The organism is Rhodococcus sp. ACT016, assembly GCF_050477185.1.
Lineage (GTDB): Bacteria > Actinomycetota > Actinomycetes > Mycobacteriales > Mycobacteriaceae > Prescottella.
Map to the genome: position 1 here is coordinate 1,694,536 of NZ_JBEAET010000001.1, position 15,234 is coordinate 1,709,769.

Here is a 15,234-nt window from a genome sequence, read left to right on the forward strand (position 1 = left end):
CACGGCGAGTCACTTCGCCGACATCATCGATAGCCAGCGAGGCAATGCTTAGACTGAGCCTCGTTGGCTATCGGTGTTTGCAACACCACCGCCGCCCGCCCCGACAGTTGTGGCGTCGGTCTTCGGTAGTGGCCCTCCGGATGTAGTCCGGCAGGCTTCGATCGACGGCCGCCTCCGCCCTGTGAGGGGAGCGCAGCCGCGACCAGGAGGGTCGTGGCGCCCGTGCGGGTACGGCAAAAGACGAGAGGGAAGAGAAGAAAAGCAATGACAGTCAATTCTGCGATCGAGGTCGAAGAGGGCGTGTTCGAGTCCTCCGCCGTCATCGACAACGGGAGCTACGGCACCCGCACCATTCGTTTCGAGACCGGTCGCCTCGCGCAGCAGGCCGCCGGCTCCGTCGTCGCCTACCTGGACGACGAGACCATGCTGCTGTCGGCCACCACGGCCAGCAAGCAGCCCAAGGAGCACTTCGACTTCTTCCCGCTGACGGTGGACGTCGAGGAGCGCATGTACGCCGCGGGCCGCATCCCCGGCTCGTTCTTCCGTCGTGAGGGCCGCCCGTCCACCGACGCGATCCTCACCTGCCGTCTGATCGACCGGCCGCTGCGCCCGTCGTTCGTCGACGGTCTCCGCAACGAGATCCAGGTCGTCGTGACGGTCCTGAGCCTCGACCCCAAGGATCTGTACGACGTCGTCGCGATCAACGCCGCGTCCGCGTCCACCCAGATCGCGGGCCTGCCGTTCTCCGGTCCCGTCGGTGGCGTGCGCGTCGCGCTCATCACGTCGGAGGAGAACAAGAAGGGCCAGTGGGTCGCGTTCCCGACCGTCGAGCAGCTCGAGGGCGCCGTCTTCGACATGGTCGTCGCGGGTCGCGTCGTCGAGTCCGGTGACGTCGCCATCATGATGGTCGAGGCCGAGGCCACCGAGAACGTCATCAGCCTGATCGACGGCGGCGCGCAGGCTCCGACCGAGGCGATCGTGGCCGAGGGCCTCGAGGCTGCCAAGCCGTTCATCGCGAGCCTGTGCGCCGCGCAGCAGTCGCTCGCCGAGAAGGCTGCCAAGCCCACCGGTGAGTACCCGGTCTTCCCGGCCTACCAGGGCGACGTGTACGCCGCGGTCGAGGCCGCCGCCACCGAGAAGCTGTCGGCCGCGCTGTCGATCGCCGGCAAGCAGGAGCGCGACGACAAGACCGACGAGGTCAAGGTCGAGGTGCTCGAGCAGGTCGCCCCGCAGTTCGAGGGTCGCGAGAAGGAGATCGGCGCAGCTTTCCGCTCGCTGACGAAGAAGCTTGTGCGCCAGCGCATCCTGCGCGACCAGTTCCGCATCGACGGCCGTGGCATCACCGACATCCGGTCGCTGTCCGCCGAGGTCGCCGTGATCCCGCGCGCACACGGTTCGGCACTGTTCGAGCGTGGCGAGACCCAGATCATGGGCGTCACCACCCTCGACATGGTCAAGATGGCGCAGCAGATCGATTCGCTGGGCCCCGAGACCAGCAAGCGCTACATGCATCACTACAACTTCCCGCCGTACTCCACCGGTGAGACGGGCCGCGTCGGTTCGCCGAAGCGTCGCGAGATCGGCCACGGCGCTCTCGCCGAGCGCGCCCTCGTGCCGGTGCTGCCGAGCCAGGAAGAGTTCCCCTACGCGATCCGTCAGGTCTCGGAGGCGTTGGGCTCCAACGGTTCCACCTCGATGGGCTCGGTGTGCGCCTCGACCCTGTCGCTGCTGAACGCCGGTGTGCCGCTGAAGGCTCCGGTCGCCGGCATCGCCATGGGCCTGGTCTCCGACGAGGTCGACGGCGAGACCCGCTACGTCGCGCTGACCGACATCCTCGGCGCCGAGGATGCCTTCGGTGACATGGACTTCAAGGTCGCCGGCACGAAGAACTTCGTGACGGCCCTGCAGCTCGACACCAAGCTCGACGGCATTCCGTCGCAGGTGCTGGCCGGCGCGCTGAGCCAGGCACACGACGCCCGCACCACGATCCTCGAGGTCATGGCCGAGGCGATCGAGAGCCCGGACGAGATGAGCCCGTACGCACCGCGCATCACGACCATCAAGGTCCCCGTGGACAAGATCGGCGAGGTCATCGGCCCCAAGGGCAAGATGATCAACTCGATCACCGAGGAGACCGGTGCCAACATCTCCATCGAGGATGACGGCACGGTGTACGTCGGTGCAGCGGACGGCCCGTCCGCGCAGGCCGCGATCGACAAGATCAACGCCATCGCCAACCCGCAGCTGCCCAAGGTGGGCGAGCGTTTCCTCGGCACGGTCGTCAAGACCACGGCCTTCGGTGCGTTCGTCTCGCTGCTCCCGGGCCGCGACGGACTGGTGCACATCTCGAAGCTGGGCAACGGCAAGCGCATCGCCAAGGTCGAGGACGTCGTCAACGTCGGCAGCAAGATCCGCGTCGAGATCGCGGACATCGACAACCGCGGCAAGATCTCGCTGATCCCGGTCGAGGACGACGCGGCGGGCGCTTCCGCCGAGTCGGGCTCGGAGCCCGCAGCGGAGTAGTCCGCCGCTCGGTACCACCCGCTTCCGGCCCCGCACGGTTCGTCCGTGCGGGGCCGGAGCATTGTCCCGGTGTATCGTGGATCGACGTTCAACGCAAGGAAAAACGAACCGCCACATGGCTCAATCCCTCCGCGAGAAGCCGCAACGCGGCTCCGCACTCGATACGCATCCCCGGACCGGTGTGCAACGCGCCACGCTGCCAGGCGGCCTCCGGGTGGTGACCGAACACGTCCCCGGCGTCCGCTCGGCCTCGGTCGGCATCTGGGTGGGCGTCGGTTCGCGCGACGAGCAGCCCACCGTCGCGGGCGCCGCACACTTTCTCGAGCACCTGCTGTTCAAGTCCACCCCGACGCGATCCGCGCTCGACATCGCGCAGGTGATGGACGGCGTCGGAGGCGAACTCAACGCCTTCACGTCGAAGGAGCACACGTGCTTCTACGCGCACGTCCTCGACGAGGACCTACCGCTCGCCGTTGACCTGGTCAGCGACGTCGTCCTGCGCGGCCGCTGCCGATCCGTCGACGTCGACGTCGAACGCCAGGTGGTGCTCGAGGAGATCTCGATGCGCGACGACGATCCGGAGGATCTCCTGGGCGACGCGTTCCTGACCGCGCTGTTCGGTGATCATCCCGTGGGTCGTCCGGTGATCGGGAGCATCGACTCGATCGAGGCGATGACCCGCACCCAGCTGCACTCCTTCCACGTGCGCCGCTACACCCCGGACCGGATGGTGGTCGCGGTGGCCGGCAACGTCGAGCACGAGCACACGGTGGAGTTGGTCCGGCGGGCGTTCGCCGGGCACCTCGACCGCGTCGCCGATCCGGCACCGCGGCGTGAGGGCGCGATCCGGGTGCGGACGGCGCCGACGCTGAGCCTGACCAAGCGCGACAGTGAGCAGGCGCACCTCGCGCTGGGCGTGCGGGCGTTCGGTCGGCACGAGGGTCATCGTTGGCCGTTGTCGGTCCTCAACGCGGCGGTCGGTGGTGGGCTGAGTTCCCGCCTGTTCCAGGAGATCCGGGAGGAACGGGGACTGGCGTACTCGGTCTATTCGGGGGTGGACACCTTCGCCGACACCGGTGCGTTCTCCGTCTACGCGGGATGCCAGCCCGAGAATCTCGGCGAGGTCGCGACGCTGGTCCGTGAGGTGCTCGCCAACGTCGCGTCCGACGGCATCACGGACGCCGAGTGCGCCCGCGCGAAGGGATCGCTGCGCGGAGCGCTCGTGCTCGGTCTCGAGGACTCCGGCTCACGGATGAACCGGATCGGTCGCAGCGAGCTCAATTACGGCGACCATCAGTCGATTTCGGAGACGCTCGCACGCATCGACGAGGTCACCACCGAGGAGGTGCGGGAAGTGGCGCGGGTGCTCCTGCAGCGACCGTTCGCGGCCGCCGTCGTCGGCCCGTACCGGCGCAAGCGCGACCTGCCGGCCTCGGTGCGGGGAATCGTCCGGTAACAGTCGCCTACGCGCGTTCACTGCCGGTACATCGCCACCCGCACGACATCGGCGGGATCGACCAGGTGGCCGTGGTCGTCGTCGCCGACGTCGATCTGCACCCAGTCGATCCGCCCGGTGAAGGCGTTGTCGCCGCGCGGATAGTCGGGCGTGACGGTCGACTGGGCGTCCCGGCCGACGTCGGTGAACTCGTATCCGAAGCCGATGGGTTCGGTCCGCTCGAGCCGACCCGAGCCCACCGGCTGCCCGTCGCAGAACAGCGTGACGGTCCCGCCCTTGCCGAGTCCGCCGCCGTCGTACGCGAACTCGACCCGGACCTGCCGCGTGCCGGAAAGCACCGGAAGGTCGGCACGCACGTGGGTGCGCTCGAGACCGAAGAGGTTGTAGCAGAACGTGGGTCGACCGTCCTTGAAGTAGAAGGCCCAGCCGCCGGCGTGACCACCGAGGGTGAGGATCACCCCGTTCGTGCCCACCGCGTCTCCGGCGCCGGCTCCGTCTTCTTCCGGGATGCCGACCTGCGCGGTCAGTGACCACGATCGGTTGCGCCAGTTGACGATGTGCATCTCGAGCAGGCCGCCCGTCCCGGGCAGCAGGACCTGCCGGTTGCCCGGGGCGAGACTCGGTTTGCCCGAGATCTGCGGCAGCACCCGTTCGAATACGCGGTCGTCGAGGGGGAAGACGCGGTTGCGCGCGGCCTCGATCAGGAACAGCCGTTGCAACTCGTGCAGTCGATCGGGGTGCTGCGCCGACAGGTCGCGCGACTGCGTCCAGTCGGACGTGCAGTCGTACAACTCCCACACGTCGTCGTCGAACGCGACCCCGGCGCTGCCGACGGTCTGCCACGGAGTCCGGTGCCTGGTGACGGCCGTCCAACCGCGGTGGTAGATCCCGCGGTTGCCGAACATCTCGAAGTACTGCGTGACGTGGCGGTCGGGTGCGGCGGCGTCGTCGAAGGAGTACGTCATGTCGACGCCGTCGAACGTGTCCTGCTGGACTCCCTTCACCGTCGTCGGCGCCGGGAGGTGCGCGGCCTCGAGGACGGTGGGGAGGATGTCGATGACGTGATGGAATTGGTGCCGCAGCTCGCCGCGCGCGTCGAACCCGTGCGGCCAGTGCACGATGGTCCCGTTGCGGGTGCCGCCCCAGTGCGACGCGACCTGCTTGGTCCACTGGTACGGGGTGTCCATCGCGTGCGCCCATCCGACCGCGTAGTGCGGGGAGGAGTCGGGACCGCCGAGCTCGTCGAGCTTGCCGGCGAGGAACTCGGGGGTCTCGAGCGCGGACATCCCGTTGAGGTTGATCAGCTCGTTGAACGTGCCCTGCAGCGTCCCCTCCGCGGAGGCGCCGTTGTCGCCGATGATGTAGAAGACCAGCGTGTCGTCCAGCGCGCCGAGGTCGCCGATCGCGTCGACGACCCGGCCGACCTGGTGGTCGGTGTGCTCGAGGAAACCGGCGTAGTTCTCCATCTGCCGGCGCAGCACCGGCAACAGCGCTTCGTCCATGTCCTCCCAGGCCGGGATGACGGCGTGGCGAGGGGTGAGCTCGGCGTCCGCCGGCACCACCCCGAGCTGCTTCTGCCGCGCGAACGTCCGCTCCCGCAACGCGTCCCACCCGTCGTCGAACCGGCCGCGGTACTTGTCGGCCCACTCCTTCGGCACGTGGTGCGGGGCGTGGGTCGCACCCGGCGCGAAGTACAGGAAGAAGGGCTTGTCGGGCGTGAGTGCCTTCTGCTGCCGCACCCAGGAGATCGCCCGGTCCGCGAGATCCTCGGTCAGGTGATAGCCCTCCTCCGGAGTGCCCCACGGTTCGACACGGCGGGTGCCCTCGTGCAGCGTCGGGAACCACTGGTCGGTCTCGCCGCCGACGAAACCGTAGAAGTACTCGAACCCGTTCCCGGGAGAGGGCCACCGGTCGAACGGACCGGCCGGACTGGTCTCCCAGATCGGGACCTCGTGGCACTTGCCGACATGCGCTGACGCGTAGCCGTTGAGGGTGAGGATCTGCGCGAGCGGCGCGCACGTGTCCGGCCGGACCGACGTGTACCCGGGCGCGGAGGTCGCCATCTCGGTGATCCCGCCCATTCCGACCCGGTGGTGGTTGCGGCCGGTGAGCAGCGCGGCGCGGGTAGGGGAGCACAACGCGGTGGTGTGGAAACGGGTGTACTTCAGGCCGCCACCGGCCAACCGCTCCGCGGTCGGCGTGTCGACGGGGCCGCCGAAGGCGCTGGACGCCCCGAACCCGACGTCGTCGAGCAGGACGATCAGCACGTTCGGCGCACCGGTGGGTGGCCGCAGCGGGCGGATCGGGGGGAACGACGCGTCCGGGTCCTTCGCGTCGTACAGGATCGTGCCCGGGAACGCCTCCGGGGGAATCGGAAGGATCTGCCGACCGGTCTCCCGGCGGTAACGGTCGTTCGAATCCATTGCCGACGACCTCCCTCGTGACCCGCACGCTGTCGGCGTCCGGCGCCGAGCGAAGGGCCCACCTGGTTCGACGGTACGTTCCCGGCGAGCGCTTTCGCAGGGAAATTTCAGCTTCGCGTACGCGGCCGGGAGTAGCCTGGAACTGGCGTCGGTCGGGGCGGCGAGTTCGGAACCCGGCCCGCGCGTCGGTGCCGGAACGGGATCGAATCACGTTGCACGGCAACCTTCTCCATTCGGATGATCGCGTCCCTGTGAGGTGCGAAATGAACGAACTGGCGGAATGGGACATCGTCACCGGTGTCGGGATCACGGCGCTTGGTGTGGCCGCCGGGCGGGCCATGGAGACCCATCGGGAGGACGGCCTGGTCTCGGACCCGTACGCGGAAGCGTTCGTGGAGGCGGCGGCCCCGCCGGTGCCGATGCCGACACGGCTCGATGCTGCGGACGACATCGAGATCCCGTGGGGGTCGATGGCGGACTACATGGGGGTGCGTTCGCGGTACTTCGACGACTACTTCGCCGAGGCCGGCCGGGCGGGAATCGACCAGGTGGTGCTGCTCGCGGCGGGGCTCGACGTCCGGGCCTACCGGTTGGACTGGCCGGCGGGGACCACGGTGTACGAACTGGATGCGCCCAAGGTGCTGGCGTTCAAGGACGGCGTCCTGACCGCCCAGGATGCGCACCCGCGCGCCGATCGCCGCGTGGTGGCGGTGGATCTGCGCGAGGATTGGCAGGTTCCGTTGCGGGGTAAGGGGTTCGACCCCACCCGGCCGACCGCGTGGCTGGCCGAGGGGTTGCTCCCGTTCCTTCCGAATGTGGCTAAGGAACGTCTGTTCCGGTTCGTCACCGATCTGTCGGCGCCCGGCAGCCGCATCGAGGTCGAGCACGTCGACGACGTCCGCAGCATGTTGCAGGAGGACCAGTTCCGCCACATGAGTGAACGCTTCGGCATCGACATGGCAGCACTGTGGCCCGACGAGGACGACTTCGGGCCGGCCGCGTGGCTGGCCGAGCACGGTTGGGACGTCGAGGTGGTGCGTTCCGCGGAAGTGGCCGAGGGCCTCGGGCGCACGCTCGAGAACCCGGACCAGGACCCCATGCGGTCGAGTGTGTTCATCACCGCCGTCCGTCCCTGACCACGAGCGTCGGATGCGTGCGGAGAAGGCGCGCACCGTAGGCTTACGTCGAGCACATTCAGGGATCTCGGACGGAGCGTGTACGTGACTTCAGCAGCACCCATCAGGGTCGGTGTTCTCGGTGCGAAGGGCAAGGTGGGCCGCGCGATGTGCGAGGCCGTCGAGCAGGCCGACGACCTCGAACTGGTGGCCGGCGTCGACCAGGGTGAGCGCATCGAGCACTTCGTCGATCAGCGCACGCAGGTCGTCATCGACTTCACGCACCCCGACGTGGTGATGGACAACCTCCGGTTCCTCATCTCGAACGGCATCCACGCGGTCGTGGGCACCACCGGCTTCGACGACGCCCGCCTCGCCCAGGTTCAGGCCTGGCTCGACGAGAAGCCGGGCGTCGGTGTGCTGATCGCGCCCAACTTCGCGATCGGCGCCGTCCTGTCGATGCGTTTCGCCGCGGCCGCGGCCCGCTTCTTCGACTCGGTCGAGGTCATCGAGCTGCATCACCCGAACAAGGCCGATGCGCCGTCGGGCACCGCGTACCGGACCGCGGCGCTGATCGCGGAGGCGCGCGAGAAGGCCGGTCGTGGACCGAGCCCCGACGCGACCACCACCGAACTCGAGGGCGCGCGCGGTGCGGACGTGAACGGCGTGCGGGTGCACTCGGTGCGCCTCGCCGGCCTGGTCGCGCACCAGGAGGTGCTTCTCGGCACGCAGGGCGAGACCCTCACCATCCGGCACGACTCGATCGACCGGAACTCCTTCGCGCCCGGCGTGCTGCTGGGCGTGCGCGAGATCGGGCAGCGCCCGGGCCTCACTGTTGGCATCGACCCCCTGCTGGACCTGTGAAGAACCAGTCCACCCGCGTCGTCGTCGCGATCGCGGCGATCGTCGTCGCGCTAGCGTTCTACTTCGTGCTCCTCGGCCAGCGCGGCATCGCGCTGATCCAGGACGGCCGCGCCGTCCCGGTCGTGCTGGGAATCGCGGTCCTGGTGCTGCCGTTGCTGGGCGTGTGGATGGTCGTCGCGACCATCCGGTCCGGCCTGGCACACCAGCACCTCGCGCACCGCATCCACGACGAGGGTCTCGAACTCGACGTGTCCGACCTGCCGCGCCGTCCGTCCGGTCGCATCGAACGTGACGCCGCCGACGCGTTGTTCGCACAGGTCAAGCAGGAGTGGGAGGCCGATCCCGACAACTGGCGCAACTCCTACCGGCTCGCGCGCGCGTACGACTACGCGGGCGACCGCGGGCGAGCCCGCGAGACCATGCGCCGCGCCGTCGCGCTCGAGAAGGTCGAGCGGGAGGGCTGACCACGATGGCCGACGGGTCGCCGGAGACGGATGTGAAGACGCTGCTGGTGGTGCACCACACGTCGTCACCGGCGACCCGCGAGCTACTCGAAGCCGTGCTGGCCGGCGCACACGACCCCGAAATCACCGGTGTCGCAGTGCGTTCCGTTCCCGCCCTGCATGCAACCCCGGTCGACGTCCTCGGTGCCGACGGCTATCTGTTCGGGACGTCGGCGAACTTCGGATACATGTCCGGGGCCCTCAAGCACTTCTTCGACACGGTCTACTACCCGTGCCTCGACGCCGTGGCCGGACGGCCGTTCGGGCTGTGGGTGCACGGCAACAACGACACCGCCGGCGCGGTGAAGTCGGTCCAGAAGATCGTCACGGGTATGGAACTGGTGCAGTCGGCGCAGATCGTCGAGGTCACCGGTCCGATCGACGCGGCCGTGCGCGAGAGCTGCTACGAGCTCGGTGCCACGATCGCAGTCACCGTCGCGGGCGACATCTGATCAGTTCATCGGGACCGTGTCGGGCGAACGCGGATCCGGCGGACCGGCCTGGAACGGCGGCGGATGTGCGGTGTCGAATGCGCCGGGCAGCGTCGAACACGTCGCGCCCGGTTCCGGAAACGTGTTGCGGTTCAGGCGAAGCGCCTCGATGAAGTGTTCCACCCGGGGGTCCTCCGGGCCGTCGACCGCCAGCTGGTGCCCCCACGACTGCAGCGACACCGGAGCCGACAGGCCCGGATACGGCGACATCAGCAGGTAGGGCTGCCCCTCGACGATCTGGACCAGGAGATCCAGGTCACTGCCGGTGACGAGCTTGGGGTCGTAGGTGATCCAGACGGCGCCGTGCTCGAGCGAATGCACCGCGTTCTCGCTGCGAATCGGCTGGTCGTACACCGTTCCCGTGCATGTCGCCCACGCCGCATCGTGTGGCCCTCCGAACGGGGGAGTGCGGTCGTAGGCGACGCGCTGGGTCGGGCTGACATGCCGACCCGCCGGGTACTCGACGACGGTGATGCCCTCGATCCGGCGCGCCGGATCCGGTTCTGCGGTGGTCGGGGCGAACGGATCGGCCACCGCCGCACCGTCGATGCTGTCACTGCAGGCGGCGGCCGCCAGCACGATCACCGCGGCCGCCCCCGCGACCCGAACCAATCCCCCCACCTGTCGGCTACTTCCCGTCGACGAACTTGGTCAGGCCCTTGCTGGCGGTGTCGAGCGCCATGTTGCGCGCCTTCTTCAGCATGAATCCGGGCAACGGGATCTTCGGGTCCACGGTCAGTTCGAACCGGACAAGCGTGCCGTCGCCCTTGGGAGTGAGGGTGTACGACCCGTCCTGGCTGTTCTGCTGGGTGCTCTCGACCAGCGTCCACGACATGTGGTTGTCACCGTCCCACGAGTAGTCGACGACCTGCTCGTCGTTGATCCCCATGATGGACACCGTCATTCGCACGCGGCTGGCGCGGCCGTCCGGATGGGTGCTCTCGACGATGACCTTCTTGTGGGCGGACGACCACTCCGGCAGGCGGTCGACGGCGGCGATCGCCGCCATCACGTCGGCCGGTGCGGCCTTGACCTCGAACTCCTTCGCCCCGGAAACCGCCATGCTCTCCACTCCTCTTCCCCACGAACGATGAGACGCAATTAGACCATTTCGCGGCCGGGGATTTCGGTAAGTGGACAACCACCGGTGTGGAGCGAGGGTGCGGCCGGTCAGAGGTCGTCGGATCGGCTCTGGCGCATCTGGTCGCGCAGGGCGCCCTGAACCGCTTGCGACACCCACGAATTGAGCGACATTCCGTCCTGCATCGCCGCCTCCTCCGCGCGCGACTTGATCTGGTCGACCAGACGCAACGTCACCCGACTGATGTCGCCGGTGACGTCCTCGATGGTGCGGTACGGATCGGTGGTATCGCGCTGGTGCCCCGACGCGGAGTCGGACTCGCGTCGGCGCCGCGTCGCCTCGACGGCCACGTCGGTGCCATCGAACCGGACGTGGAGGGTGCGATCGCCCAATTCCTCGGACGCTTGGTGGGCCAGGTCGGACAGCGCGGACACGAGCATGAGCTGTGCCGAACGCTCGACAGCCCCGGCCAGGGCCTCGGCGATTCGTTGGGTGTCCGCGTCGCCGAGGGCCGCCGCCGCGGCCAGGTCGTCGCGCAGTCGGGCTGTGTACTCGGTGAGATCCATGACGCCATTGTGACGCCATCGTGGCGTCAGTTCAAGGTGGATCTGACGTCGGGCTCTGTTCGAGCGGCGCCATGCCCTGTGATTCCTGGGGCTCATGGGAACATCGGGGTGTGAGAGCACAGTCGGAGACGGATCTGGCGGGGGAGCGGGCTCGAACCCGTCCACGTGACTCGGTGTTCGAGTCGTCGCGCACCGCGAACACGAGCCGAGGGGCAGCGCGCCGTGGGGTGTCGACGTCGCCGAGAACTCGGTTCGGGGTGTGGTCGTCACGACCGTTGTTCGATTTCCACGTGATCCTCAGCGTGACCGCGCTGCTGGTGACCGTCGGGCTCGTCATGGTGTTGTCGTCGTCGAGTGTGGAGTCCTTCGTCTCGTCGGGCTCGCCGTATGCGCGCTTCCTCCCGCAGGCGATGTACGCGGCCATCGGTGCCGTCGTCTTCGTCGCGACAGTGCGGGTGAGCACGCAGACGATGCGCGCGCTTGCGCCGTGGCTCCTCGGGATTGCCGGTGTGCTGCTGGTGCTGGTGCTCATCCCGGGGATCGGCGTCGAGCAGATGGGCGCCCGCAGCTGGTTCGTCGTTGCCGGAATCTCCTTCCAGCCATCGGAGTTCGCGAAGGTCGCGCTCGTCGTCTGGTGCGCGCATCTGTTGGCGACGTATCTGTCGGCCGGTGTCGATGTGAACAACGCACTCAAACCGCTGGCGTTGGTGAGCGTGATCGTCATGGCGCTGGTCGTCCTTCAGCGCGACCTGGGGACGATGATCACGATCGGCATCATCGTGATGTCGGTGCTGTGGTTCGGCGGCTTCCGTGGTCGGTACGTCGCGGCGATCACGATCACAGGTGTCGTCGCCTCGCTCGTGCTCGGCCTGACCGCGGGGTATCGCTCGGACCGGATCAAGGCGTTCATGAATCCGGAGCTGGACCCGCAGGGCCTGAACTACCAGACCATCCAAGCCAAGTACGCCCTCGCGAACGGTGGAGTGTTCGGCACCGGGCTGGGGCAGTCGGATGCGAAATGGAGCTATCTGCCGCAGTCGCACAACGACTTCATCTTCGCCGTCATCGGCGAGGAGCTGGGGTTCGTCGGGGCGTTCCTGCTGATCGCCCTTTTCGCGATTGTGCTGCTGATCGGTATGCGGATCTCGCAGCGCTCGACCGACCCGTTCCTGCGCATCCTCGCGGCCACGTCGACCACGTGGATCGTGCTCCAGGCCTTCATCAACATGGCCTACGTTGTCGGGCTGATCCCCGTCACCGGTCTTCAGCTGCCGCTCATTTCTGCGGGTGGCACCTCGATGATCACCACGATGATGATGTTCGGCTTCATCGCTCATGCCGCGCTTCGCGAGCCGGAAGCGCTCGCCTCCCTCCACAGTGGCGCCGGCCGCTGGATGCGAACGCTATTCGGCCGACCGGCAGAGCACCGTCCGGCGCCGCGTGCCCGCGCCGAGCGACGCCCGGCCGACTCCCGACAGGCCACGCGACGGCCCTCGCGAGAACCGGCCCGCACCAGCCGGCGTACCGCCGAGCAGAAGATGCACTCGTCGTCGCGGCGAGCGCGACGGTAGAGCTCGTCGAAAACACCGGATGGACGACAGGGGGAGAAATGCACAAGGTGACCGTGAACCGGGACGGCTCGATCGGCCCGTTCGCAGACACCACGGCGGCCGAGGAATGGCTCGCGAATCGGCTCGACCTGTTGTGCATGCACACCCGCCAGAAGGGCGCACCGGAAGCGCGGATCCTCGCCGTCGATACCAGCGGCCACGAATGCGTATATCCGGCCGTCTACGACAGCAGCACCGACAGCGTGCGCCTGCACTACACCCCAACCGAGAACGACGTTTTCGACGTCGCCGCCGTCGACGGCATGCTCTTGCACGCGCTCGGCCACCGCGCCCGCCGCGCGCGGTCGCGGGCGCTGCGTTGGTGTGGATGGGCCCTCGCGGCCGCAGCCCTCGCGTTCGCATGCGTGGCCGCGTTCCGGGAAGACCTCACCCCGGCACTGGCGACCGTGCTCGCCGCGCTCGCCGTGCTGGCAGTGCTCCACATCGCCGCGCTGGCTCATGCCCATTGGACAGCGGAAGCGGCAGCGGACGACTACGCGCTCGACCACGGGGGACCGCGACCGATACTGGCGTTCCTGCGCCGCATGGACGGCGACCCGGTCTCCGAATCGGCGATTCCCCGAGCCCGGCCGGGGCGCCGCATCATGCGCCTCCAATCCCGGATGTGGGCGTACTCGACCCTCGACACCGACCAACCCGTCCTGCGGCCGATAGCCGAGCCTGGTTTCGGGCGGCCCCAGTGAGTGCAGAAGTCAGCGGCCGGTGGCGCCGTCGATCAGTTCGCGGAGGATGTCGGCGTGGGCTCACCGGTCCCGGCTCGGGCGTGCAATCAATCCAGGGCGACCGAGAGTCGATGCCCCAGTGCAGTGATCGTGTCCACACTGCCCGCGACGCCTGGTTGCCAAGGCAGGACCAGTCGATCCTTCGCCTCGTCGACGTACCGCGGCACCACATGCAGGTGAAAGTGGAACACCGTCTGCCACGCATCGGCGCCGCAGCAGTTCAGGAGATTCACCCCCTCGGCCCCTAGAGCATGTCTCCTATTTGGTGAGGTGTCTCAGCCAGGTGCATATTGCTGAAAGAACTACTCCGGCCCGGTACGTGAGCGCGAGTTTGTCGTAGCGGGTGGCCAGTCCGCGCCACTGTTTGAGGGTCACGAAGGATCGTTCGACGACGTTGCGGCGCTTGTACTTCTCGGCGTCGAACCCGGCGGGGCGACCACCGCGGCTGCCCCGCCGGAAGCGGTGGCGCTTCTGATCGTCCGGTTCGGCGATGACCGCTTCGATCCCTCGCGATCGGAGGTGGGTGCGGATCGCTCTCGACGAGTAGGCCTTGTCACCGAGAACGGCGTCCGGTCGGGTCCGAGGCCTTCCCGGTCCGATCCGGGGCACCGACAACGCGTTCATGAGGATGGGGAACATCGGCGAGTCGCCAGCCTGGCCGGGCCCGATCAGCAGGACGAGAGGGCGGCCGTGGCCGTCGGCGAGCTGGTGGATCTTCGTGCCGAGCCCACCCCGTGAACGTCCGAGAGCATGGTCGGCCGGTTCGAGGAGGAGGTTCGTGTAATTCGACAGATCCCCCTGTGTGACGTGCGAGGTTGGTGCCGTGCTGGTGGGCCCGGCAGATGGTCGAGTCCACGGACACCGTCCAGTCGACCATCCCATTCGCGTCGGCGTGCGCCAGCAGGGACTCGAGGATCTTGTCCCAGGTCCCGTCGCCGGCGTAGCGGCGGTGACGTTTCCAGATCGTCTGCCACGGACCGAAATCCGTGGGCACGTCCCTCCACGCGACTCCGGCTCGGTAGCGGTAGATGATGCCCTCGACGACTCGACGATTGTCCCGGAACGGACGGCCCCGGCATCCGTCGGAGGAGGGAAGTAGCGGCTCGATCAGCGACCACTGCTCATCGGTCAGGTACTCGGTGCGCGACACACCGAACAGTGTCACGCACCGACTACACGGGTTGGGGAGACCGTCCCTCAGCGGCCTCGGTTGACGCCGTCGCCGTGCCGTCGTGCCGATCGACCGGACGCGCCCAGTGTGCGCGAGTTGATCCGCTGGTTGTCGCGTCCGGTGAGTAGCTCGGTGATCGTGTAATGCTGCTGGACTACGCGCACGGGTTCGTGAGAACGCCGCCGTTCAGATCCGTGCCATACATCTCGAAACCGGCAACGCCCAGCAGGTGACGCACGCGGGGCCTCATACCTTTTTTTGGGCGGGGTGTGCGGCGGCGTAGTCCGCGAGGATGGCGTGGGGGACGCGGGCAGTGTGTGGTGCGATGGGGTAGCCGTGAGTGCAGGCCCATTCACGGACGTCGTGCATCCCGTTGTCGGATGCCGCGATCATCCCTGTCCACCGCTTGTGCCCGCCGACACGGCGGGCATGGCGGATGTAGTTGCCGAATAGGCGGCGGAACTGTGCTGCGTTCTCGTCACGCAGGTCGATCGAATACTCGACACCATCGATCGAGAAGTCGATCGTTTCTCCTCCGGATTCGATCGTCTTCCCGTCGAGATCGTCGAGGGTCTCCACGACCACCTTGAACATCATGCCCCCTGCACGTGTCGTTGGACGCGAAAACCGCCCCCGCGCAGTGTTCGGGGACGGTGACGGGCGGTGGAGCCCACGGCGCCGTGGTCGA

General features: G+C 68.0%; 14 protein-coding genes and 2 pseudogenes. 8 read left to right on the top strand and 8 right to left on the bottom strand.

Going from position 1 to position 15,234, the window contains the following annotated elements:
• The first annotated feature begins 264 nt into the window (after window positions 1–264).
• Window positions 265–2,523 (top strand): polyribonucleotide nucleotidyltransferase, encoded by a 2,259-nt coding sequence (locus tag ACQ5DX_RS07850; protein WP_430332099.1) that lies wholly within the window; start codon window positions 265–267, stop codon window positions 2,521–2,523.
• Window positions 2,524–2,638: 115 nt separating this feature from the next.
• On the top strand, window positions 2,639–3,979 hold the full coding sequence (locus ACQ5DX_RS07855) for a M16 family metallopeptidase (protein WP_430332100.1): 1,341 nt from the start codon (window positions 2,639–2,641) through the stop codon (window positions 3,977–3,979).
• Window positions 3,980–3,996: 17 nt separating this feature from the next.
• On the opposite strand, the gene ACQ5DX_RS07860 is transcribed toward ACQ5DX_RS07855, so the two are convergent.
• Window positions 3,997–6,402, bottom strand: coding sequence for an arylsulfatase (locus ACQ5DX_RS07860; RefSeq protein ID WP_430332101.1), 2,406 nt, complete (start codon window positions 6,400–6,402; stop codon window positions 3,997–3,999).
• 263 nt (window positions 6,403–6,665) lie between these two features.
• Between ACQ5DX_RS07860 and ACQ5DX_RS07865 the strand changes: the two genes are divergently transcribed.
• From ACQ5DX_RS07865 to ACQ5DX_RS07880, 4 genes are all read left to right on the top strand, one after another.
• Entirely contained in the window at window positions 6,666–7,538 is an 873-nt protein-coding gene (locus ACQ5DX_RS07865; protein ID WP_430332102.1) for a class I SAM-dependent methyltransferase, read from the top strand.
• A gap of 84 nt (window positions 7,539–7,622) precedes the next feature.
• Window positions 7,623–8,381, top strand: coding sequence for a 4-hydroxy-tetrahydrodipicolinate reductase (gene dapB, locus ACQ5DX_RS07870; RefSeq protein WP_430332103.1), 759 nt, complete (start codon window positions 7,623–7,625; stop codon window positions 8,379–8,381).
• Window positions 8,378–8,845 carry a hypothetical protein gene (locus ACQ5DX_RS07875; protein WP_430332104.1) on the top strand — a complete coding sequence of 156 codons (468 nt, stop codon included), beginning with the start codon at window positions 8,378–8,380 and terminating at the stop codon, window positions 8,843–8,845. The genes dapB and ACQ5DX_RS07875 overlap by 4 nt, the downstream gene beginning before the upstream one ends.
• A 5-nt stretch (window positions 8,846–8,850) precedes the next feature.
• Window positions 8,851–9,336 carry a flavodoxin family protein gene (locus ACQ5DX_RS07880; protein WP_430332105.1) on the top strand — a complete coding sequence of 162 codons (486 nt, stop codon included), beginning with the start codon at window positions 8,851–8,853 and terminating at the stop codon, window positions 9,334–9,336.
• On the opposite strand, the gene ACQ5DX_RS07885 is transcribed toward ACQ5DX_RS07880, so the two are convergent.
• From ACQ5DX_RS07885 to ACQ5DX_RS07895, 3 genes are all read right to left on the bottom strand, one after another.
• Window positions 9,337–9,996 (bottom strand): DUF3105 domain-containing protein, encoded by a 660-nt coding sequence (locus ACQ5DX_RS07885; protein ID WP_430332106.1) that lies wholly within the window; start codon window positions 9,994–9,996, stop codon window positions 9,337–9,339. It abuts the gene before it with no gap.
• Between the two features lie 7 nt (window positions 9,997–10,003).
• Window positions 10,004–10,438 carry an SRPBCC family protein gene (locus tag ACQ5DX_RS07890; protein WP_430332107.1) on the bottom strand — a complete coding sequence of 145 codons (435 nt, stop codon included), beginning with the start codon at window positions 10,436–10,438 and terminating at the stop codon, window positions 10,004–10,006.
• 107 nt (window positions 10,439–10,545) lie between these two features.
• Window positions 10,546–11,022 carry a hypothetical protein gene (locus tag ACQ5DX_RS07895; protein WP_430332108.1) on the bottom strand — a complete coding sequence of 159 codons (477 nt, stop codon included), beginning with the start codon at window positions 11,020–11,022 and terminating at the stop codon, window positions 10,546–10,548.
• 257 nt (window positions 11,023–11,279) lie between these two features.
• Between ACQ5DX_RS07895 and ftsW the strand changes: the two genes are divergently transcribed.
• Complete coding sequence (ftsW, locus tag ACQ5DX_RS07900) at window positions 11,280–12,593, top strand: putative lipid II flippase FtsW (protein ID WP_430335578.1); 1,314 nt, start codon at window positions 11,280–11,282, stop codon at window positions 12,591–12,593.
• Between the two features lie 38 nt (window positions 12,594–12,631).
• Window positions 12,632–13,336 (top strand): hypothetical protein, encoded by a 705-nt coding sequence (locus ACQ5DX_RS07905; RefSeq protein WP_430332109.1) that lies wholly within the window; start codon window positions 12,632–12,634, stop codon window positions 13,334–13,336.
• Window positions 13,337–13,422: 86 nt separating this feature from the next.
• On the opposite strand, the pseudogene ACQ5DX_RS07910 reads toward ACQ5DX_RS07905, so the two are convergent.
• The 4 genes and pseudogenes from ACQ5DX_RS07910 to ACQ5DX_RS07925 all read right to left on the bottom strand — a co-directional run.
• A pseudogene (locus ACQ5DX_RS07910) lies at window positions 13,423–13,623 on the bottom strand (HIT family protein); the annotation flags it as partial.
• 10 nt (window positions 13,624–13,633) lie between these two features.
• Window positions 13,634–14,540, bottom strand: a pseudogene (locus tag ACQ5DX_RS07915) (IS5 family transposase).
• Window positions 14,541–14,572: 32 nt separating this feature from the next.
• The gene (locus ACQ5DX_RS07920) at window positions 14,573–14,710 is read right to left on the bottom strand and encodes a hypothetical protein (protein WP_430332110.1); all 138 of its coding nucleotides are present in this window, start codon (window positions 14,708–14,710) and stop codon (window positions 14,573–14,575) included.
• An 82-nt stretch (window positions 14,711–14,792) separates the two neighbouring features.
• A complete protein-coding gene (locus ACQ5DX_RS07925) occupies window positions 14,793–15,143 on the bottom strand; it encodes a histone-like nucleoid-structuring protein Lsr2 (RefSeq protein ID WP_430332111.1) in 351 nt (116 codons plus the stop codon).
• Between the last annotated feature and the right edge of the window lie 91 nt (window positions 15,144–15,234).

Excerpts from the sequence above, each read along its gene's own strand:
- ACQ5DX_RS07855 (WP_430332100.1), top strand. The coding sequence starts at position 2,639 with ATGGCTCAATCCCTCCGCGAGAAGCCGCAACGCGGCTCCGCACTCGAT.
- ACQ5DX_RS07865 (WP_430332102.1), top strand. The coding sequence starts at position 6,666 with ATGAACGAACTGGCGGAATGGGACATCGTCACCGGTGTCGGGATCACG.
- ACQ5DX_RS07905 (WP_430332109.1), top strand. The coding sequence starts at position 12,632 with ATGCACAAGGTGACCGTGAACCGGGACGGCTCGATCGGCCCGTTCGCA.
- ACQ5DX_RS07890 (WP_430332107.1), bottom strand. The coding sequence starts at position 10,438 with ATGGCGGTTTCCGGGGCGAAGGAGTTCGAGGTCAAGGCCGCACCGGCC.
- ACQ5DX_RS07860 (WP_430332101.1), bottom strand. The coding sequence starts at position 6,402 with ATGGATTCGAACGACCGTTACCGCCGGGAGACCGGTCGGCAGATCCTT.
- ACQ5DX_RS07880 (WP_430332105.1), top strand. The coding sequence starts at position 8,851 with ATGGCCGACGGGTCGCCGGAGACGGATGTGAAGACGCTGCTGGTGGTG.
- ACQ5DX_RS07895 (WP_430332108.1), bottom strand. The coding sequence starts at position 11,022 with ATGGATCTCACCGAGTACACAGCCCGACTGCGCGACGACCTGGCCGCG.
- ACQ5DX_RS07850 (WP_430332099.1), top strand. The coding sequence starts at position 265 with ATGACAGTCAATTCTGCGATCGAGGTCGAAGAGGGCGTGTTCGAGTCC.
- ACQ5DX_RS07925 (WP_430332111.1), bottom strand. The coding sequence starts at position 15,143 with ATGATGTTCAAGGTGGTCGTGGAGACCCTCGACGATCTCGACGGGAAG.